The 20,721-nt window shown below is 62.3% G+C and carries 18 protein-coding genes and 1 pseudogene; 4 read left to right on the top strand and 15 right to left on the bottom strand.

Annotation, left to right across the window (positions count from 1 at the left end; genetic code table 11):
- Window position 1 precedes the first annotated feature (1 nt).
- Complete coding sequence (locus LOY22_RS05185) at window positions 2–1,354, top strand: hypothetical protein (RefSeq protein WP_258596664.1); 1,353 nt, start codon at window positions 2–4, stop codon at window positions 1,352–1,354.
- Window positions 1,355–1,420: 66 nt separating this feature from the next.
- Here the strand turns inward: LOY22_RS05185 and LOY22_RS05180 are convergent, their stop codons facing one another.
- The 5 genes from LOY22_RS05180 to zwf form a co-directional block, all read right to left on the bottom strand.
- Window positions 1,421–2,131, bottom strand: a complete 711-nt coding sequence (locus LOY22_RS05180) for a monalysin family beta-barrel pore-forming toxin (protein ID WP_093387031.1) — start codon at window positions 2,129–2,131, stop codon at window positions 1,421–1,423.
- Window positions 2,132–2,187: 56 nt separating this feature from the next.
- Entirely contained in the window at window positions 2,188–2,919 is a 732-nt protein-coding gene (locus LOY22_RS05175) for a monalysin family beta-barrel pore-forming toxin (protein WP_093387036.1), read from the bottom strand.
- A 172-nt stretch (window positions 2,920–3,091) separates the two neighbouring features.
- Window positions 3,092–3,766 carry a bifunctional 4-hydroxy-2-oxoglutarate aldolase/2-dehydro-3-deoxy-phosphogluconate aldolase gene (locus LOY22_RS05170; RefSeq protein WP_258596662.1) on the bottom strand — a complete coding sequence of 225 codons (675 nt, stop codon included), beginning with the start codon at window positions 3,764–3,766 and terminating at the stop codon, window positions 3,092–3,094.
- A 17-nt stretch (window positions 3,767–3,783) separates the two neighbouring features.
- Window positions 3,784–4,497, bottom strand: a complete 714-nt coding sequence (gene pgl, locus LOY22_RS05165) for a 6-phosphogluconolactonase (RefSeq protein WP_195885757.1) — start codon at window positions 4,495–4,497, stop codon at window positions 3,784–3,786.
- Window positions 4,484–5,953, bottom strand: a complete 1,470-nt coding sequence (gene zwf / locus LOY22_RS05160; protein WP_195885756.1) for a glucose-6-phosphate dehydrogenase — start codon at window positions 5,951–5,953, stop codon at window positions 4,484–4,486. The genes pgl and zwf overlap by 14 nt, the downstream gene beginning before the upstream one ends.
- 213 nt (window positions 5,954–6,166) lie before the next feature.
- On the opposite strand from zwf, the gene hexR reads away from it, so the two are divergent.
- Window positions 6,167–7,027, top strand: coding sequence for a DNA-binding transcriptional regulator HexR (hexR, locus tag LOY22_RS05155; protein WP_176794343.1), 861 nt, complete (start codon window positions 6,167–6,169; stop codon window positions 7,025–7,027).
- Here the strand turns inward: hexR and LOY22_RS05150 are convergent.
- From LOY22_RS05150 to edd, 10 genes and pseudogenes are all read right to left on the bottom strand, one after another.
- Window positions 7,020–7,874, bottom strand: coding sequence for a D-hexose-6-phosphate mutarotase (locus LOY22_RS05150; protein ID WP_213602304.1), 855 nt, complete (start codon window positions 7,872–7,874; stop codon window positions 7,020–7,022). The two genes, hexR and LOY22_RS05150, sit on opposite strands and share 8 nt — an antisense overlap.
- Window positions 7,875–8,017: 143 nt before the next feature.
- Complete coding sequence (locus LOY22_RS05145) at window positions 8,018–9,364, bottom strand: carbohydrate porin (protein WP_258596659.1); 1,347 nt, start codon at window positions 9,362–9,364, stop codon at window positions 8,018–8,020.
- Between the two features lie 54 nt (window positions 9,365–9,418).
- Window positions 9,419–10,572, bottom strand: a pseudogene (locus LOY22_RS05140) (ABC transporter ATP-binding protein).
- Between the two features lie 5 nt (window positions 10,573–10,577).
- Window positions 10,578–11,423, bottom strand: a complete 846-nt coding sequence (locus LOY22_RS05135; protein ID WP_045196445.1) for a carbohydrate ABC transporter permease — start codon at window positions 11,421–11,423, stop codon at window positions 10,578–10,580.
- A complete protein-coding gene (locus tag LOY22_RS05130) occupies window positions 11,416–12,324 on the bottom strand; it encodes a carbohydrate ABC transporter permease (RefSeq protein ID WP_258596656.1) in 909 nt (302 codons plus the stop codon). The genes LOY22_RS05135 and LOY22_RS05130 overlap by 8 nt, the downstream gene beginning before the upstream one ends.
- Before the next feature lie 89 nt (window positions 12,325–12,413).
- The gene (locus tag LOY22_RS05125; RefSeq protein WP_195885752.1) at window positions 12,414–13,673 is read right to left on the bottom strand and encodes an ABC transporter substrate-binding protein; all 1,260 of its coding nucleotides are present in this window, start codon (window positions 13,671–13,673) and stop codon (window positions 12,414–12,416) included.
- Between the two features lie 145 nt (window positions 13,674–13,818).
- Window positions 13,819–15,276, bottom strand: coding sequence for an ATP-binding protein (locus tag LOY22_RS05120; RefSeq protein ID WP_283817154.1), 1,458 nt, complete (start codon window positions 15,274–15,276; stop codon window positions 13,819–13,821).
- Window positions 15,257–15,955: a response regulator gene (locus LOY22_RS05115; protein ID WP_258597783.1), complete on the bottom strand. Its 699-nt coding sequence runs from the start codon at window positions 15,953–15,955 to the stop codon at window positions 15,257–15,259. Before LOY22_RS05115 ends, LOY22_RS05120 begins: the two co-directional genes overlap by 20 nt.
- A gap of 40 nt (window positions 15,956–15,995) precedes the next feature.
- On the bottom strand, window positions 15,996–16,949 hold the full coding sequence (locus LOY22_RS05110; protein ID WP_093387076.1) for a glucokinase: 954 nt from the start codon (window positions 16,947–16,949) through the stop codon (window positions 15,996–15,998).
- A complete protein-coding gene (gene edd / locus LOY22_RS05105) occupies window positions 16,946–18,772 on the bottom strand; it encodes a phosphogluconate dehydratase (protein WP_258596648.1) in 1,827 nt (608 codons plus the stop codon). Before edd ends, LOY22_RS05110 begins: the two co-directional genes overlap by 4 nt.
- Window positions 18,773–19,041: 269 nt before the next feature.
- On the opposite strand from edd, the gene gap reads away from it, so the two are divergent.
- Window positions 19,042–20,043 carry a type I glyceraldehyde-3-phosphate dehydrogenase gene (gap, locus tag LOY22_RS05100; RefSeq protein WP_045196433.1) on the top strand — a complete coding sequence of 334 codons (1,002 nt, stop codon included), beginning with the start codon at window positions 19,042–19,044 and terminating at the stop codon, window positions 20,041–20,043.
- Window positions 20,044–20,127: 84 nt separating this feature from the next.
- A complete protein-coding gene (locus LOY22_RS05095) occupies window positions 20,128–20,640 on the top strand; it encodes an RNA polymerase sigma factor (RefSeq protein ID WP_093387092.1) in 513 nt (170 codons plus the stop codon).
- The last annotated feature ends 81 nt before the right edge of the window (window positions 20,641–20,721 follow it).

Genomic DNA, 20,721 nt, shown 5'->3' with positions numbered 1-20,721 from the left:
CATGACCCCTTCTACCCTCACCGGCAACGTGGCGCAGAACGCTCGCAGTTGCGAGGCCTTGCTGCGCAGCGCCGAGCAACTGCTGTCGGCCCTGAGCGACCAGGAAGCGCGCCTGGAGCAGGACATCCTCACCCGTCTAAGTAACATCGCCACGCTCAAGCTTGAACATCGCCCGGCCCTCGATCAGGACACCCTGCAACAACTGCAAGCCCGCCAGGACGCCGAAGCGCAACTGCGCGCCGAACTTGCCCGGCTCGAAACCGATATCGCCGAGTCGCTGGCCGCCCAGCACGCGGTGCGCAGCCAGATTGAAAGCATCGACCGCCAGGTCAAGCAGCAACTGGCGCTCGAACCTGCCTGGTGTGAGCTGGGCGAGCAGTTGCTGGCCGCGCAAGAGGCCAACACTGAAGCCAATACCGGCTACCAGGAAATCCGCCAGGAGTGCGTCGACAAGCTGCCTTCGTACAGCGCCAACCCGATCTACTACCACCTGCTCAAGCGCGACTACGGCACTGAGCAGTACCGCTACAATTTTCTGCACCGCTGGCTCGACAACACGCTGGCCAAGCGCGTCAACTTTGCCGGCAACCGCAACAACGAGCTGATCCTGCGGGCCATGCAGACCCGCAACGAAGAGCTGCAAGGTGAGCGCCTGAGCCTGATAGCCGGGTTGCAGGAGGCAGTCGACCAGCAACTTGCCCTGGCGCGCACAGCCGCTGGCATGGACCCGCTGAGCCGCGAAGACGTCACCCTGAACAAGCACATCGCCGCCGCCAAGGCCCGGGCCAACGAGCAGCACCTGAAACTGGCCAATTTTGCCGGCAAGCAGGACCCGCATTACCTGCGCATCCGCCAGAACATCACCGAGCGCCTGCAGGCGCAAACCATCGAGCAACTGCTGGTCGAAGTACAAAAGACCCCGGACAGCAACGACGACAAGATCGCCGCCCAGCTCAAGGAACTGTACCCGCGCCTGCGTGACGTCCAGGACCGTTTGCCGAAGCTGCGCGAGGAGCATGACCGCGCCCTGCACAATTATGAGCGAGCCAAGGAACTGGAGCGGGCGCTGCGCACCGACTATTACCGGGACAGCGACTACACCTACAACACGACCTTGAGCATCGAGCGCCTGCTGACCGATTACATGACCCGCGACCTCAGCCTGCACGCCCTGGAAACCGTGCTGCAAAGTGGTCGGCGCCTGGTGCCGCGCAGTTCTTCGTCGAGCAGCTCTACGTCATTCAGCTGGTCGAGCTCCGGCTCCAGCAGTTCGAGTTCGAGCTCAAGCGCCAGTGACTTCTCCACCTCCAGCAGCAGCGGTGGTGGCAGCTTCAGCACCAGCGACAGCTTCTAAGTGCTATGCCGGTCTTGCCCGTATTTCAGGCGTGACCGGCATGCTGGCCATCAATCTTTGAGGTAGTCAGAAGCCCCAGAAACCGATTTCACCCTGCTCTTCGTTATAGTGCTGGTAGCCTTCAAACAGAACCGACCTTTTGATCTGCTCCCAACTGTAAGGGTTGATCGAAGTGTCGTCGGGCAACAGGACAATTTTCTGGGTGGCAAACGAGGTGAGAAAGATCAGGTCCTCGCGTGTCACGCGATGAAACTCGTCAACGACCAGATCGACGAGATTATTGTCCGCAGCCTGTTTAAGTTTACCGCCAGCCAGCATCTTGTGTGCATACACCATATTGACTTGATACATGTAGTTCGTCGAATGAGCGGGAAGAGTCAATGAACACTCGACAGAACTGGACTCTGAGAATGTCTCACCATAGACGCTGGACTCAGTGATCTCAGCCCCCAACTTGATCGCCCCCAGCTTTACCCCGGCGCCATAGGTTTTCGAGACTGCGGTCGCATAACTTTTGCTCAACCCCTGGTTGATTGTCTCTTTGACGATCTGATCTTTATCGATTAGGTTCGACAGCGCCTTGAGGTAATCCATATAAGCAAAGATAGGACGTGTTAAAACTACCCACGTGGACCCCAGGTAACTGACATTACCTTCCACCGTCAGGCCATTCACCCAGCAGCCATAACTGGGTGCGCCTTTTGCAAATAAATAACGATCAATTTCGTAGGCGCCTTCTTTAAAGGGCAAGTTGCGTATTTCTGGTTGCTGAGTCATAGGTGCATTCCTTGTCGTAACGGGTAGTGTCTGCAATGTCCGAGCACACTTGACGCTCAGTAGCGTTTTCGCGGATCGTCAATGGCGTCCATATCAAAACTCCAGGCGCCGGCATTGACAGCCGCGGAGTACTTGTCGAGCAGTATCAATTTGAATAGGTCATCTCTGGATAGAGGCTGGTCCGGCTCGTGGACCTGCTCGCGAGCACAAAGCCGACTGGTTGCCACCGAAGAAAGCAGTATCAAGTCGTTTTTCCCACCCGTGCTCACAACGCACGCATGATTGGAGCTGAACAGGCCACCGATAGTGTCAGCAGCAGCGAATACGCGATGGGCATAGACCAGTGCTACCTGATAAACCAAGTAGGTCGCACTACCCGGGACGAGTAACGATTGTTTTTGCGGCCGTGCAGGTGCCCAGGCCTGCTCGGAATCCATCCCGGTTTGAAGATTGGAAAACGCATTGACTTGATCAATCGCCGGCGCCACAGAACAGTCTTTTGCCGTGCCCTTGAAGAACCAAAGGTGATGCCCCTGAGCAGCGCTGACTTCTATGTTCTGATCGCCAGTAGCCTGTATCACTCGCGTATCAACATAGTTCAGATAGGCAAAAACCGGCCGGCTGATGGTCGGCCATTTACGCCCTTTGAAGCTGACTTCGCCGTAGATTGACTGCCCGCTCACCCAGCAGCCTCGATTGAAATTTCGATCGCCAATCAGATAGCGTTCAATTTCGTACGACCCGCTCTTGAGCGGGAAGCCGATGGCTTCATGTACTTCTTCTTGCATAACGCACCTCAGTTAAAAGTCGTGCAGCCTCTTAACCGTACGGCGCGGTCGACAATCGCGACAGCCGGACGCCCTTCCCTACAACGCCAGCTGCATCGAAATATCACCGGCAAAAAAAAGGTGCGCCGACCAAGCGCACCTCAAAGCCGTGTAGCACACAACGAATTCGGTTTCAGTCCAGCAGTGCCAGGGCCTCGGCGCTGCAGGCTTGAATACGGGCCCAGTCGTGATTCTTGATCCAGCTGCTGTCGAGCATCCAGGTACCACCCACGCACATCACATTGGCCAGGGCCATGTACTGTTTCACATTGCCCGGGTTGACCCCACCGGTGGGGCAGAAACGCACATCGCCAAACGGCCCGCCATAGGCCTTGATCGCCGCCACGCCGCCGCTGATTTCGGCCGGGAACAGTTTGAAGCGCCGGTAGCCGAGGGCATAGCCCATCATGATTTCCGACGGCGTGCTGATGCCTGGCAGCAGCGGGATGTCGCTGTCGACGCCGGCCTCGAGCAAATCCTGGGTGATGCCCGGGGTGACCACGAACTGCGCGCCGGCCGCTTGCACGGCGGCAAACATGGTGCGGTCCAGGACCGTGCCCGCGCCGATGCACAACTCCGGGCGCTGCTCGCGCAGGACCTGGATGGCCTTGAGGCCATGGGAGGAGCGCAGGGTCACTTCCAGGGTCTTGATACCACCGGCCGCCAGGGCGTCAGCCAGGGGCAGGATGTCTTCTTCGCGGGCGATGGTGATCACCGGCAGAATGCGCGCCTGGGTGCAGATCTGATCGATCCGGGCAATCTTGTCGGCCATGGAAGCTCCCGGCTGTTTCAGTTCATGCGTGGTCATAACGGCGGATCCTTGGCTCATGGGCACCAGTAAATATCCAGAGGGTCTTGTAAGAAGGCACGAATCGGCATCTCGGCCAGGTCATTGCCCGCCAGTGCGGCGCGCAGGGTAGCGAGTTTGCCCGCGCCTTGCACCGACAAGGCGGTAAAACCGGCGCTCGCCAGCAGCGCGCGGGTCATGCTCAGGCGTTGATGCGGCACGCTCGGCGCCAGCATCGGCAGACAACGGCGGGCGCTGTTCGGATCAAGACCTTCGGCAAGGTTCGGGCTGTTGGGGAACAGCGAGGCGGTATGGCCATCGTCGCCCATGCCCAGCACCAATACGTCGATACCCGCAAGCTCGGCCAGGGCCTGGTCGGCTTCCAATGCGGCCGCTTCAAGGTTCGCAGCAGCATTGTAGAGATTGAGGAAACGCGCCTTGGCAGCAGGGCCGGTCAACAAATGGCGCTTGAGCAGGCCGGCATTGCTGTCGGCATGTTCCACCGGTACCCAGCGTTCATCGGCAAGTGTCACCAGTACCTTCGACCAGTCCAGCGGCTGCTTGAGCAGTGCGGCGAAGAACGCCACCGGGCTGCGGCCGCCGGAGACGACCAAGGTAGCCTGGCCCTTGTCGGCAATCGTCGCATTCAGGCGAGCAGCCACATCCTTGGCCAAGCCTTCGGCCAACAGCGCAGGGGCAGTGAATTCATGTGCCGCGACGTTTGCCGGCAGTTGCAGTTCAGATATCGCCATACCAGGACCTCCCATCGCGGGTAATCAGTGCAATCGAGCTCATCGGCCCCCAGGAACCGGCGGCATAGGGCTTGGGCGCGTCGCCCGACTGTTTCCAGCCGGCGATCAGCTGATCGCACCACTTCCACGCGTATTCGATTTCGTCTTTGCGCACAAACAGGTTCTGATTGCCGCGCATCACTTCCAGCAACAACCGCTCGTAGGCATCGGGGATCCGCGCGCTACGCCAGGTGTCGGAAAAATTCAGCTGCAAGGGCCCGCTACGCAGCTGCATGCCTTTGTCCAGGCCCTGCTCCTTGGTCATCACCCGCAGCGAGATGCCTTCATCCGGCTGCAGGCGGATGATCAGCTTGTTGCCGATCTGTAAGCGCTGTTCCGGGGCGAAGATGTAGTGCGGGGTTTCCTTGAAGTGGATGACGATCTGCGACAGCTTTTGCGGCATGCGCTTGCCGGTGCGCAAGTAGAAGGGCACCCCCGCCCAGCGCCAGTTGCGGATATCGGCGCGCAGGGCGACGAAGGTTTCGGTGTCGCTCTGGGCGTTGGCGTTGTCTTCTTCCAGGTAGCCGGGCACCGGCTTGCCTTCGCTGTAGCCGGCAATGTACTGGCCACGCACCACCTGGGTGCTCAGGCCCTCGCCCTTGATCGGCGCCAGGGCTTTGAGCACCTTGACCTTCTCGTCGCGGATGCTGTCGGCAGAGAGGTCACTGGGCGGGTCCATGGCAATCAGGCAAAGCAGCTGCAGCAGGTGATTCTGGATCATGTCGCGCAATTGCCCGGCCTTGTCGAAATAGCCCCAGCGTCCTTCGATGCCGACCTTTTCGGCAACGGTGATCTCCACGTGGGAGATCGAGTTCTGGTTCCACTGGGTTTCGAACAGGCTGTTGGCAAAACGCAGGGCAATCAGGTTCTGCACCGTCTCCTTGCCCAGGTAATGGTCGATGCGGTAAACGCGGTTTTCCGGGAAGTACTGGGCCACGGCGTCGTTGACCCGCCGTGAAGACTCCAGGTCATGGCCGATGGGTTTTTCCAGCACCACCCGGGTACGGGCGCTGAGGCCGGCTTTGTCGAGGTTCTCGCAGATGCCGCCATACACCGCCGCGGGGGTGGCGAAATAGGCAATCAGCTGGCTATCGCTGCCAACCTGCTCAGCCAGCGCCTGGTAGTCCTCGGCTTTGAGAAAGTCCACGTGCAGGTAGCTAAGGCGGGCGAGAAAGCGCTGCAGTACCGGCGCCTCTATTTGCCCGGCAGGCACGAACTCCTGCAGGTGCGCCTCGATCGACGCCAGGTGCTCAGCGACACTGCCCGGCTCGCGAGCCAGGGCCAGCACCCGGGTATCGGCGTGCAGCAGGCCGGCCCGGTCGAGCTGGTAGAGCGCCGGGAACAGCTTGCGCAAGGCCAGGTCGCCGAGGGCGCCAAACAGGGCAAAGGTGCAGGGTTCAACGCTGATCGAAGCCATGATGTTGGTTCTTTTATCAAGTTGACGTAGAAATACCGTTTTCAATCGCAGTTTTCAAGGAATAATGTAGTAAAAACCACAACATTTTACTCAATGGACAGATTCAAGTGGTGTGCCAACCATGCCATCAGTACGATAGGCCACCGTGTCAAAAGCCCGCTGCTGTCGCCAGCCGGCTGTCTCAACGACCCAAGGAAAACACCCATGGACCGCGTGCGAAACCTCCTGGAGCAGATCCAGGGCCGCCTCGAAGAGCTGAACAAGGCTGAGCGCAAAGTCGCCGAAGTCATCCTGCTCAACCCCCAGCAAGCCACCCGCTTCAGCATTGCCGCCCTGGCCCAGGCCGCCAAGGTCAGCGAGCCGACGGTCAACCGCTTCTGCCGCTCGTTCGGCGTCAGCGGTTACCCCGAGCTCAAGTTGCAACTGGCGCAGAGCCTGGCCAGTGGCGCCGCCTATGTCAGCCGGGCGGTAGAGGCCGATGATGATCCGGCCTCCTACACCCAAAAGATCTTCGGCAGCGCCATCGCCTCGTTGGACAGTGCCTGCCAGCAACTTGATCCACAACTGGTCAGCCGCGCCGTCGACATGCTGATCCAGGCCCGGCAGATCCACTTCTTCGGCCTTGGAGCCTCGGCGCCGGTGGCGCTGGATGCCCAGCACAAGTTCTTCCGTTTCAACCTGGCAGTGTCAGCCCATGCCGATGTGCTGATGCAACGCATGCTGGCCTCGGTGGCCCACACCGGCGAGCTGTTCGTGATCATCTCCTACACCGGACGCACCCGCGAGCTGGTCGAAGTCGCGCGCCTGGCCCGGGAAAACGGCGCCTCGGTACTCGGCCTGACCGCCGCCGACTCGCCACTGGCCAAGGCCAGCAGCCTGAGCCTGAACATCCCGCTGCCGGAAGACACCGACATCTATATGCCGATGACTTCGCGGATCATCCAGCTGACCGTGCTCGACGTGCTGGCCACCGGCATGACCCTGCGCCGCGGCGTCGATTTCCAGCCGCACCTGCGCAAGATCAAGGAAAGCCTCAACGCCAGCCGCTACCCGATCGACGACGAACTCAACTGAGCAAGTGCGCCTGCAGCCGCAGGTGTGCTTGCTCACCCGGCGCCAGGCTCAGGCTGTCACTGCTGCCGCTAGCCGCCTCGACACAGACGAAGCCCAGGGTTTCGCTGCCACTGACGCCCATCAACGGCCGGCTGCCGGGGTGCCAGACCACGGTGTCCTCACTGTCACCGGTATCGATGCACAACTGGCGCTGCCAGGCTGGGTCGTGCAACTGCAGGGTCGCCGCATTGGGGAATACCCGCTGGCAACCGCCATGGACCTTCAAGGCGCCCTTCTGCCGACAGGCCTGACGGTTCAAACGGTCGTAACCCTCAATGTTTTCTAGCCCAGACAGCGCTATCTCGGAAACGTCACTAATACGCCAGTAGGCCAGCAGAGCATGGCTCAACTGACAAGGCTGGCTGTCCTGGTGTTCGGTACTGAGCTGCAGCTCCATGCGCTTGCCCAGTTTGGCCAGCAGGTCGACCTGCCAGTCGCACAGCTGCAAGCGCCACTTGAGGGTCACGCCGTCTTCGTCTTCACTGCTGTCGATCAGCTTCCAGTCAAGCAGGCGCGCCCAGCCATGGGCCGGCCACATGTCTTCACTGGGGTGTCGGCCGTACCAGGGCCAGCACACCGGCACGCCGCCGCGGATGGCGCCGACTTGCGGCCACTGCGCCGCACACCACAGCCAGGGGCGCTCGCCCTGGGGCTGGAAGTGCAATAACTGCGCGCCCTGACGGCTGAATACTGCCTGGCATTGCGGGTGATCGATGATCAGCACATCGCGCTGCTGGTAACGCTCCCACTCGAAGGTCGGCCTAGGCCTCTGCGAAGTGAAGAAACGTTGTAGCGGGTGCTCTGGCATGGCGGGAAACTCTTGTTGTTAGTGAGGGCCTCATCGCGGGTCAAGCCCGCTCCCACAGGTTCTGCGCAATCCATGTGGGAGCTGGCTTGCCAGCGATCGACCGCACAGCGGTCGCAATATGCGTAAATTTACAACATATCGCCTCAGAACGACGACTGAATCTTCAACCCGGCAACCAGCGCGTTATCCACCTCATCCACCCCGCCCGGGCTCTTGATGTACTGCAGGTTCGGCCGCACGGTCAGCCAGTTGGTAACGTGGAAGCCGTAGTACAGTTCGGCGTTGTACTCAGTCTTCTGGATCGGCACGAAATCGGCGTCGTTGTAATCCGCGATACCGCTCTGCTGGTTGAGCAGTCTTGCCCTGTCCTGCACGTCATCGTTGACGTGGATGCGCGCTACGCCAAAGCCAATGTCATCCTTGGGCCGGCCATCGAAGGCGCCCTTGTAGACCATGCCCACCTGCTGATAGTTGTCGACCACGTTGGTGGCCTTGTCGTGCACGGTGAAGTTGGCGAACAGGCTCAGGCCGCGGTTGGCATCACCGTTGTGCGTAGTGACCTGCTGTTGGGCCACCACCCACCAGCCATGCTTGCTCGAATGCGACTTGAAGGCGGCGCCGGTCAATGCCTGGGGCTGGCCATTGAGGTCTTCATAGACGTCATCGGCCTTGGCCGTGCTGTAGTAGTAACCCAGACGGTACTCACCCGGCAGGCCGTTGACCTGCGGCGACCAGACCAGCTCCACCGGCAGGATCATGCCCTTGGTGCCGCTGCCGCTGAGCTTGAAGCCATTGCCGGTCTCAAGGTTGGAGGGGTTCTGCTCATACACGCCGACCTGGGCGAAGAACTCCGGGGTGATGTTGTACTTGACCCGCATGGCCCACTGGCTGACCGGCCAGTTGTACCAGATGCCGCCAACCCAGTTACCCACCTGCGAGCCGCAGAACGCCAGGTTCTGGAAGTCGCAGGGGAAGCTGTTGAAATCCTCGCCTTCACCGAAACGGCCGACCTTGATATCCAGGGCGCCATCGAAATATTTCTGTTTGACCCACATCTGCGTCAGGCGCCAGGTCTGGCCACGGCCCCAGACTTCCTGCACCGAACTGAACTGGCCGGCGCGCGGGTCGCTGATGCGGTCGTTGGACAGGTTGCGCCCGCTACGCTCGGTGATCGCCAGCTTGAACTCGGCATCGTGCCAGCCGAAGATCTTCTCCAGATCCAGATGCGCACCGAGCGCGAACTGGTCGCTGTAACGGGCAGTCTTGTCGTCGTTGTAGCCACCATTGAGGTTACCGGCCACCTCGCCGACGTAATCGAGGGTGAAGTCGTAACCCTTCTCCAGCAATTCGGTGCGGGTACCGCCCCAGTCGCCGCTCATCCATTTCGACTCCGGGGCAAAGGCGCCGGCCGCCTGCGCCCCGCAACTGACGCCAAGGGCCGCCAGCAGGGTCAGCGGCGCCAGCGGCTTGATACGCTTGAAGTGATCCATCCCTTGTTTCCTCGTTTTATTGTTCTCGATGGGGTTCTACGTTCTATAACGAATTCAGCGGCCCTTGAATTGGGCGACATTGTCCTGACTTGTCTGCGCGGGTGCGGCAACACCCAGGCGCTCACCCGTGGCGGCATCGAACAGCAGCACCCGCGCCGGGTCGAACTGCAGGTTGAGGGTGTCGCCGACCTGGGTTGGCACATCCGGGGCCAGGCGGCAGCAGACTTTGGTCTGGTTGAGGGTGACGAACACCAGCAGGTCCGGCCCGGTGGGCTCGGTGATCTGCACTTCGGCACGAATGCTCGGCAAGCCGTTGGCCTGGGCCGGGGCGAGGGCGATCTGTTCGGGACGAATGCCGAGAATCACTTCACGCTCCTCCAGGCCCGCGACATTGAACCCCAAGGGTAGCTCGCAACGCGCCTGGCCACTGTCGAGCAGGGCCAGCAGGCGCCCGTCCTTGCGCTGCAGGCGCAGGGAATGAAATTCATCGGTGGCGAGCCGATGAAGCTTGCGACGAACAGGTTGGTCGGGTCGTTGTAGATCTGCTGTGGGGTGCCGAACTGCTGGATCAGCCCGTCTTTCATCACCGCCACCTTGTCGCCCAAGGTCATGGCCTCGATCTGGTCGTGGGTGACGTACACCGTGGTGGTCTTCAAGCGCTGGTGCATCAGCTTGATCTCGGTGCGCATCTCCACCCGCAGCTTGGCGTCGAGGTTGGACAGCGGCTCGTCGAACAGGTAGATCTTCGGCCGCCGCGCCAGCGCCCGGCCCATGGCCACGCGCTGCTGCTGGCCGCCGGATAGTTGCCCGGGCTTGCGTGCCAGCAGGTGCTCGATCTGCAGCAGCTTGGCCACCCGCGCCACTTCTTCATCGATGGCGGCGGCGGGCATCTTGCGCATCTTCAGGCCGAAGGCGATGTTGTCGCGCACGTTCATGGTCGGGTACAGCGCGTAAGACTGAAACACCATGGCGATGTCGCGGTCCTTGGGGCTCATGCCACTGATGTCGGCATCATCCACCAGGATCGCCCCGCCGCTGATCTGTTCAAGGCCGGCGATGCAGTTCATCAGGGTCGACTTGCCACAGCCGGACGGCCCGACCAGGATCAGGAACTCGCCGGAGTCGATCGACAGCTCGATGTTCTTCAGGGTGTCCGGCATGCCGCTGCCGTAGCTCTTGTTGACGTTGCGCAGTTCAAGCGTTGCCATTGTGTTTACCCCTTGACCGCGCCGGCCGTGAGCCCGCGCAGGAAATACTTGCCAGCCAGCACATAGACCAACAGGGTCGGTAACCCGGCGATCATCGCCGCCGCCATGTCGACGTTGTATTCCTTGACCCCGGTGCTGGTGTTGACCAGGTTGTTCAGGGCCACGGTGATCGGTTGCGCATCGCCACTGGCGAACACCACGCCGAAGAGAAAGTCGTTCCAGATCTGGGTGAACTGCCAGATCAGGCAGACCATGATGATCGGCACCGACATCGGCAGCAGGATGCGCCCGAAGATGGTGAAGAACCCCGCGCCATCGAGCCGCGCCGCGCGCACCAGCGCCTCCGGCACGCTGCAGTAGTAGTTGCGGAAAAACAGCGTGGTAAAGGCCAGCCCGTAGACGATATGCACCAGCACCAGGCCGCTGGTGGTGCTGGCCAGGCCCAGCTTGCCGAGGGTGAACGAGGCCGGCAGCAGCACGGTCTGGAACGGCAGGAAGCAGCCGAACAACAGCAATCCGAAGAACAGCTGCGAGCCCCGGAAGCGCCACATCGACAGCACGTAACCGTTCAACGCACCGAGCAGGGTCGAGATCACCACCGCCGGCACGGTGATCTTCACCGAGTTCCAGAAGTAGCCGCCGACCGTGTCCCAGGCCTTGATCCAGCCGATGCCGGTGATTACCTCGGGCCAGCTCAGCAGGTTGCCGGTACGGATGTCCTCCGGCGACTTGAAGCTGGTCAGCAGCATCACGACCAGCGGGATCAGGTACAGCGCGCAGGCCAGGATCAGGGTCGAGTAAATCGCCAGGCGGCTGAAACTCAACGAGCGGGGAGCGAGGGACCTAGTCATGGCGCTTGTTCCTCAGTTCCGAATACAGGTAAGGCACCAGGATCGACAGGATCGCGCCGAGCATCAGGATCGCGCTGGCCGAGCCCATGCCCATCTGCCCGCGGCTGAAGGTGAAGGAGTACATGAACATCGCCGGCAGGTCCGAGGCATAGCCCGGGCCGCCTGCGGTCATCGCCGCGACCAGGTCGAAGCTCTTGATGGCGATGTGCGCAAGGATCATCAGCGCGCTGAAAAACACCGGGCGCAAACTCGGTAAAACGATACGCAGGTAGATGCTCGGCAGGCTGGCGCCATCGACCTGCGCGGCGCGAATGATCGACTGATCGACGCCGCGCAGGCCGGCCAGGAACAGCGCCATGACAAAGCCCGAGGCCTGCCACACGGCGGCGATCACCAGGCAGTAGACGACCCGGTCGGGGTCCACCAGCCAGTCCAGGCGAAAGCCTTCCCAGCCCCAGTCGCGAAGCATCTTGTCCAGGCCCAGGCCGGGGTTGAGCAGCCACTTCCAGGCGGTGCCGGTGACGATCATTGACAGCGCCATGGGGTACAGGTAAATGGTGCGAATGAAGCCTTCGCGGCGGATGCGCTGGTCGAGCAGCACCGCCAGCAGTACGCCGATCGCCAGGCTGATGGCGATGAACATGCCGCCGAACAGCAGCAGGTTCTTGCTCGCCACCCACCAGCGGTCGTTCTCCATCAGCCGCGCGTACTGCGCAAGGCCCACCCATTTGTAGCTGGGCATGAAGCTTGAGTTGGTGAAGGACAGGACGAAGGTCCAGAGGATGTAGCCGTAAAAGCCCACCAGGACGATCAGCATGCTTGGCGCCAGCACCAGTTTCGGTAACCAGCGCTGCAGGGCGTCCAGGGGTGAGGCCTTGTTGAGTGTGGCAACAGTGCTCATCAGGATATCTCGTGTGGAGGCAATCGCGGGTATTGTGGGAGCGGGCTTGCCCCGCGAAGGGCCCGAAAGGCCGCCCCCACATCAGCCCATCACTTGGCCGACTTGATCGCCGAACTCAGCTGCTTGACCGCTGTCGCCGGGTCGGCTTTGGGGTCGTTGAAGAAGTTGGTGACGACATCGAAGATCGCCCCCTGCACCGCCAGCGAAGTCGCCATGTTGTGGGCCATGCTCGGTTGCAGGCCGTCGCCTTTTTCCGCTTCCTTGAAGTCCACCGCCGACTTTTGCGTACAGGCGTCGAACTGGCTCATGTCCATGTCCTGGCGTACCGGCAGGGAGCCCTTGTTCTGGTTGAACACGGTCTGGAACTGCGGCTCCAGGGCGACCTTGGCCAGGTCGTTCTGAGCCTTGATGTCGTCCTCGTTCTTGAGCTTGAACATCGCCAGCGAGTCGATGTTGTAGGCAAAGCTGCCCTGGGTGCCGGGGAAGGCCACGCACTGGTAGTCCTTGCCCGCCACCTTGCCGGCGGCGGTCCACTCGCTCTTGGCCCAGTCGCCCATGATCTGCATGCCGGCCTTGCCGTTGATGACCTCGGCGGCGGCAATGTTCCAGTCACGCCCGGCGCGGTTGGGGTCCATGTAGGTGCCCAGGCGTTGCAGGGTGGCGAACACCTTGACCATTTTTTTGCTGGTCAGGGTTTTCTCGTTCAAGTCGACGAAAGCTTTGTGATAGCCCTTTGGCCCGAGGATGCTCAGTGCCACGTCCTCGAAGACCGTGCTGTCCTGCCACGGCTGACCACCATGGGCCAGCGGGATGAAACCGGCCGCCTTGAGCTTGTCGGCGGCAACGAACAGCTCATCGAGGGTAGTCGGCACCTTGGCCCCGGCCTTGTCGAACACCTGCGGGTTGATCCACAGCCAGTTGACCCGGTGAATGTTCACCGGCACCGCCACATAGTGGCCGTCGTACTGCATGATCTGCGCGACTTTCTTCGGCAGCAGGGCATCCCAGTTGTTGGCCTTGGCGACATCGTCGAGTTCTGTGAGCAGGCCCAGCGCACCCCATTCCTGGATGTCCGGCCCCTTGATCTGGGCAGCGCCCGGCGGGTTGCCGGCCACGGCGCGGCTTTTCAATACGGTCATGGCCGCGGCGCCACCGCCACCGGCGACGGCGTTGTCCTTCCAGGTGAAGCCGTCTTTCTCGACTTGTTCCTTGAGGGTTTTCACCGCTGCGGCTTCACCACCGGAAGTCCACCAATGAGTGACTTCAACGGTACCGTTGGCGGCAATTGCACTGAGGGGCAACAAGGAGGCGAGGGAAATGACAGCGGCGAGGCGATTGATCGCATTCATCGAGAGAAACCTTTTCTTGTTGTTATGCAGGTGCAAGTCGTGGTGCTTGCGCTTGCATCGGAGTCTAACCAGCGGCACGGGGGCTGCAGGTAACGAAGGGATGCGCGAATGTCACCAGTTGGTGACATTCGCCTGAATGAGGGTGTCAGTCATTGCTGCGCGGCAGGCTCAAGGTCACCCGCAGGCCCCCTTCACGCAGGTTGCGCAGGCTCACCTCGCCGCCGTGGCTGTGGGCGATGTTGCGCGCAATACCCAGGCCCAGGCCATAGCCCTGCTGCTGCCCGGCCAGGCGAAAGTGCGGCTCGAACACCTGCTCCTGGCGCTGCTCGGGCACGCCCGGGCCTTCGTCATCGACCTGCAGGACGAAGCCGCTGTCGCTGTCGATGATGCGCAGGTGGGCGCGCTCGCCGTACTTCAAGGCGTTGTCGATCAGGTTGCCGATGCAGCGTTTGAGCGCCAGCGGCTTGCCCGGATACGGCGCCAGGGCCCGGCCTTCGAGGGTGATCTGGCCACTGCCCAGGTACGGCTCGACCAGGCATTCGAGCACCTGATTGAGGTCGATTCGCTCGATGTTCTCGTGGATGTCGGTGTCCTTCACGCACTGCAGCGCGCCCTTGACCAGCATCTCCAGCTCATCGAGGTCGCGGCCGAACTTGGCCTGCAACTGCTCGTCATCGAGCAGCTCGACCCGCAAGCGCAAGCGCGTGATCGGTGTGCGCAGGTCGTGGGAGATGGCGCTGAACAACTGGCTGCGCTCGGTCAGGTAGCGGCTGATGCGTTCGCGCATGGCGTTGAAGGCGCGGCCCACCTCCTCCACTTCGCTGCCGCCGCCTTCGGTCACCGGCTCGACGTCAGCACCCAGCGACATCTCCCGCGCAGCCAGGGCCAGGCGCTTGAGCGGGCGGCTCTGCCAGTGCACCAGCAGGCCGATGAACAGCAGCAGGAATGAACTGGTGAGGACGATGAACCACAGCTGCTGGCTGGGCAGACCCTGCTCTTCGAGGCTGGTATAGGGCTCGGGCAACAGCGATGCGATGTACAGCCATTCGTCTTCGGCGAGGTGGATCTGGGTCACCAGCACTGGCGGGTTGATCGGCTCCAGGGTCAGCGCATAGTGGGCCCAGGAGCGCGGCAGCTCATCGAGTTTCAGGCCGCTGTTGAAGATTCGCAGGTCTTGCGGGCTGACGAACTGGATGGAAATTTCCAGCTGCGCCCCCAGGCGCTGGTGCAGCACCTCGCCGACGGCATCGATCACCGCGGCCTTGCGCGGCGTGGCGGGCAGTACCTGCATGTCCAGGGGTTTATCGTTGAGGGACACGACGAAACGGGTGCCGCCCATGCTGCGCAACTGGTCGAGCACCATCGGCCGGTACGCTACCGGCAGCGAACGAAAATAGCTGACGCTGGCACTCATCGAATGGGCCAGGCTACGGGCGCTGGCAACCAGGCCTTGCATCTGGCTGGCGCGCAGTTGCGACAGCCAGATCAGGCTCGAGAGCGCTTGCGCCAGCAGCACTACCAGCAAGGTCAACAGCAGCATGCGCCCCAGCAGCGAGCGCGGCAGCGGCAGGCGCCAGCGCCCGTCAGTGCGCAGGCGCAACATTGGCCGCCAGCAAGTAACCACTGCCGCGCACGGTACGAATCAAGCGTGGCGGCTTTTCGATGTCACGCAGGCGCTGGCGCAGGCGGCTGACCGCCATGTCGACGATGCGGTCCAGCGGCATCGGCTCGCGGCCACGGGTGGCGTTGCCAATGGTGTCGCGGTCGAGGATCTGTTGCGGGTGATCGAGGAACAGCTTGAGCAAGGCAAAATCGGCGCCGGACAGAATCACCTCTTCACCGTCACGGTGGAACAGCCGATGGCTGATGGTATCCAGGCGCCAGTCATCGAAGGCCAGCACGTCACCGCCACTGCGCTCCTGGCCAAAACCGGCACGGCGCAGCAACGCCTTGATCCGCGCCTGCAGTTCGCGCGGGCTGAAGGGTTTGCCCAGGTAATCATCGGCGCCCAGTTCCAGGCCGATAACCCGGTCGGCTTCGTCGGAGCTGGCAGTGAGCATGATGATCGGCACCTGCGCCAGGCGCGGATGCTGGCGCACCCAGCGACACAGGCTGAAGCCATCTTCGTCGGGCAGCATCACGTCGAGGATCACCAGGTCGCAGTCGCTGGCGTCCAGGGCCTGGCGAAAGCCACGGCCGTCGGCCACCGCCTGGACGCTGAAACCGGCGCGGCTCAGGTAGGCCTGCAGCAGTTCACGGATGTCCTGGTCGTCGTCGACCATCAGTATCGACTTGCTCACGAATCACTCCTTGCTCCACCGCTCAACCGGCTTGTTGCAACGCTACGCCGGCCCCGAGCAAGCCGGAGAATTCGGCGGTCACCAACCATACCGGGACATCCTTGAAGTAGCCACTCATGCAGCCCTTGTCGGCAAAACTGGCGGCAAAGCCGCTGGCCAGGAACAGCTCGGCAAAGCGCGGAATGATGCCGCCGACGATAAACACCCCGCCTCGCGCGCCAAGAGTCAGCACGTTGTTGCCCGCCACCCGGCCAAGGAACCGGCAGAACTGCTCGATCACCGCCAGGGCAACCGGCTCGCCGGCCAGCGCCGCGTCGGTGATCGCCGCCGGGCTCTGCAATGGCGCAGGCTGGCCATCGAGGGCGCAGATGGCCTGGTACAAGCGCAACAGGCCGCCGCCGCTGAGCACGGTCTCGGCGCTGACATGGCCGATTTCGTTGGCGATCTGCTGATGTATCTGCGCTTCGCGGGCATTGCCCACCGGCAGGTCGACATGCCCGCCCTCGCCCGGCAGCGCCATCCAGCGCTCGTCACCCAGGCTCAGCAAAGTGCCGACGCCAAGGCCGGTGCCCGGGCCGATCACCAGCGCCGGGCGGCCTGGATCCGGCGCGCCTTGGCAGACACTGCGGTACTCGCCCGCCTGCAGGCGGGTCATGCCCAGGGCCATGGCAGTGAAATCGTTGATCAACAGCAAGCGCTCAACCTGCAAGGTGTTGCAGAACGCCTCGCGGCTGAGGCGCCAGTGGTTGTTGGTAAAGCGAAACTCGTCGCCATCGACCGGCCCGGCCACCGCCAGGCACACTGCGCCCAGCTCGCCGCGGGCCAGGCCCTGGGCGGCCAGATAAGCGCCGATGGCCTGTTCCGGGCTGGTGTAGTCGGCCGTGGCAAAGACCTGCACCGCGTGCATGCGGTTGTCTTCCCAAAGGGCAAAGCGTGCATTGGTGCCGCCAATATCGCCGACCAGTGCGCGCTTCATTTGAGCGTCTCCAGCGCCGAGGTGAAGGCGCTGGCGCCCTTCTCGGCCGGGCTCAGGGCGGTGCGCAGGAAGCCGAACAGCTCACGGCCGCAACCCAGGTCGTTGCCGGTCGGCGCGGCGGGCAGTTGACGATCGGCCAGCTCTGCGGCACTGAGTTTCACCGTCAGGGTGCCGGCGACGCCATCGACGCGGACGATATCGCCGTCACGCAAGCGCGCCAGCGGGCCGCCGTCGAAGGCTTCGGGGCAGACGTGAATGGCTGCGGGGATTTTCCCCGAAGCACCGGACATGCGCCCGTCAGTTACCAGCGCGACCTTGAAACCACGATCCTGCAGCACGCCGAGGAACGGGGTCATCTTGTGCAGCTCGGGCATGCCGTTGCAGCGCGGGCCCTGGAAGCGCATCACGGCGACGAAGTCACGCTCAAGCTGGCCGGCCTGGAAGGCATCGGCCAGTGCTTGCTGGTCATGGAACACCAGTGCCGGGGCTTCGACCACCTGGTGCTCGGCGGCGACGGCGGACACCTTCATCACCCCGCGACCGAGGTTGCCTTCCATCACCCGCAGACCGCCTTCGGGCGAGAACGCCCGGGCCACCGGGCGCAGGATCGTCTCATCGAGGCTGGCCTGCGGGCCTTCGCGCCAGACCAGTTTGCCGGCCTCAAGGAACGGCTCCCGGGTGTAGCGGCGCAGGCCGTGGCCAGCGACGGTGTTGACGTCTTCGTGGAGCAAACCGGCATCGAGCAGTTCGCGAATCAGGAAGGCCATGCCACCGGCAGCCTGGAAGTGGTTGATATCGGCCTTGCCGTTCGGATAGACGTGGGACAGGGTCGGCACCACTTCCGAAAGCTGCGCCATGTCCTGCCAGGTCAACTGGATGCCGGCGGCCTGGGCAATCGCCGGCATGTGCAGGGTGTGGTTGGTCGAGCCGCCGGTGGCGTGCAGGGCCACGATGGAGTTGACCAGGGATTTCTCGTCGACGATCTCGCCCAGCGGCATGAAGCTGCCACTGGCCTTGGTCATGCGCGTGACTTGCTGCGCAGCCTCGACAGTGAGGGCATCGCGCAGCGGCGTGTAGGGGTTGACGAAGGAGGCGCCCGGCAGGTGCAGGCCCATCACTTCCATCAACAGCTGGTTGGTGTTGGCGGTGCCGTAGAAGGTGCAGGTGCCGGGGCTGTGGTAGGACTTCATCTCCGATTCCAGCAGCTCTTCGCGGCTGGCCTTGCCTTCGGCGTAGCGCTGGCGCACATCGGCTTTCTCCTTGTTGGAGATGCCCGACGGCATCGGCCCGCCGGGGACGAAAACGGTCGGCAGGTGGCCAAAGCGCAGCGCGCCCATCAGCAGGCCGGGGACGATCTTGTCGCAGATGCCGAGCATCAGCGCCGCGTCGAACATGTTGTGCGACAGGGCGATGGCGGTGGACATGGCGATCACTTCGCGGCTGGCGATGCCCAGCTCCATGCCCGGCTCACCCTGGGTGACGCCGTCGCACATGGCCGGCACGCCGCCGGCGAACTGGCCGACCGAGCCGATTTCGCGCAGCGCCTGCTTGATCTGTTCGGGGTAATGCTCGTAAGGCTGGTGCGCCGAGAGCATGTCGTTGTAGGCGGAGACGATGGCGACGTTGGCCGCGTTCATCATCCGCAGGCTGTCTTTGTCCTGGCTGCCACAACCGGCGACACCGTGAGCGAAGTTGGCGCATTGCAGCTTGGCACGCATCGGCCCGTCGCTGGCGGCCCCGCAAATCAGCTCAAGGTAGCGTTCACGGGTGGGGCGACTGCGGGCGATCAGCCGTTGGGTGACCTCAAGAATGCGCGGATGCATGTACTGGACTCCAGGCTATCGGTGGTTGCGACCTCTGCGGCGGTTTCCCTTATCAACGATCGCGACCTAGGCTCAAGGGCAGGGGCGATGCGTTGCGGGAGGGACGGCTTGGCCGATCGCTCGTTGTAGATTGAATAAAATATTGCCAGCAAAAAGGCTTGTTTTCTATTTTTTTACGAATAATCTTGTAATTCCAACAACAAAATCAGATGCAGTGAAGCAAAACTTCAATTGCCACGGGCTTCACCCGGTCTGCCAGAGGTAGCTCCATGACCCTTCGTATCGCAATCAATGGCTTTGGCCGCATCGGCCGCAACATCCTTCGCGCACTCTATACCCAAGGCTACCGTCAGGACCTGCAGGTCGTCGCCATCAACGACCTGGGCGACAGCGCGATCAATGCCCATCTGCTCAAATACGACAGTGTCCACGGCAGCTTTGCTGCCACGGTTGAATCCGATCACGAGAGTATTACCGTCAACGGCGACCGCATTGCCGTCAGCGCCATCCGCAACCCAGCGGAACTGCCGTGGAAAGCCGAGGCCATCGATGTGGTGTTCGAATGCACCGGGTTATTCACCGAACGCGCCAAGGCCGCCGCCCATCTTACTGCCGGGGCCGGCAAAGTCATTATCTCGGCACCGGCCAAGGGCGCGGATGCCACCGTGGTGTACGGGGTCAACCATGACATCCTGCGCCCTTCGCACCAGATCATCTCCAGCGCTTCGTGCACCACCAACTGCCTGGCGCCGCTGGCCCAGGTGCTGCACCGCGAGTTCGGCATCGAGCAGGGGCTGATGACCACCATCCACGCCTATACCAACGACCAGAGCCTCACTGACGTTTACCACAGCGACCCGTACCGCGCCCGTGCGGCAACCCAGTCGATGATCCCGAGCAAGACCGGCGCCGCCGAAGCCGTGGGCCTGGTGCTGCCGGAACTGGCCGGCAAGCTCACCGGCATGGCCGTGCGGGTGCCGGTGATCAACGTGTCGCTGGTCGACCTTACCGTCAATCTTGAGCGCGAGGCCACGGCCGAGGCCGTCAACGCGCTGTTCAAGGAGGCCAGCCGGCACTCCAAGGTACTGGGCTACAACAGCCTGCCGCTGGTGTCCTGCGACTTCAACCACAACCCGCTGTCGTCGATTTTCGACGCCAACCACACCCGCGCCAACGGGCGCATGCTCAAGGTACTGGCCTGGTACGACAACGAATGGGGCTTCTCCAACCGCATGCTGGATAACTGCCTGGCACTGTGCAACGCCCGCTAGGATCACAACCTCGCAGGAGGCAGTACTTGACCAAAGCGTTGATGATAAGCATTATCATTCGCCACGCCATGGTCGGGTACCGCTGTGAGTCAGTCCCAGTTCAACGTCGTTTTCCTCGCCCAGCGGGTCAGCCTGCTGCGCACCCTGCAGCGCATGGTGGATAACCCCAGCACTGCCGAAGACCTGTTGCAGGAGACTTACCTGCGGGTTACCCGTGCCCTTGGCGAACGCCCCATCGAGCACCTGGAACCCTTCGTTTTCCAGACTGCGCGCAACCTCGCCCTTGATCACTTGCGCGCGCGCCGGGCGCAGTCGCGCAACCTGGTCGAGGACGTGCCCGAGCAAATTCTGCACAACGTCGCCGCGCCCAGCAGCAGCGCCGAAGACGCCGCCCACGCCGAACAACTGCTCAAGCGCCTGAGCGTCAGCCTCGCCCAGTTGACCGAGCGCCAGCAACGCATCTTCATCCTCAGCCGCCTGCACGGCGCCAGTTACCTGGAAATCGCCGAACAGTTGAAAGTGTCGGCAAGCACGGTTCAGAAGGAACTGAAACTGATCATGGCCATCTGTGTAGGGGTAGCCGACCGGCTGAAGTAAACAGCCCGTCGTGGATCGCAGCTAAAACCTTGCCATCCCCATGGATACCCCGGATCATTCGCAAAAAGCGCCAGCCCCGCC

Source organism: Pseudomonas sp. B21-035, assembly GCF_024748945.1.
In the GTDB taxonomy this organism is placed as follows: domain Bacteria; phylum Pseudomonadota; class Gammaproteobacteria; order Pseudomonadales; family Pseudomonadaceae; genus Aquipseudomonas.
The sequence above is the reverse complement of the archived record's forward strand: the minus strand, read 5'-3'. Positions and strand labels throughout refer to the sequence as shown.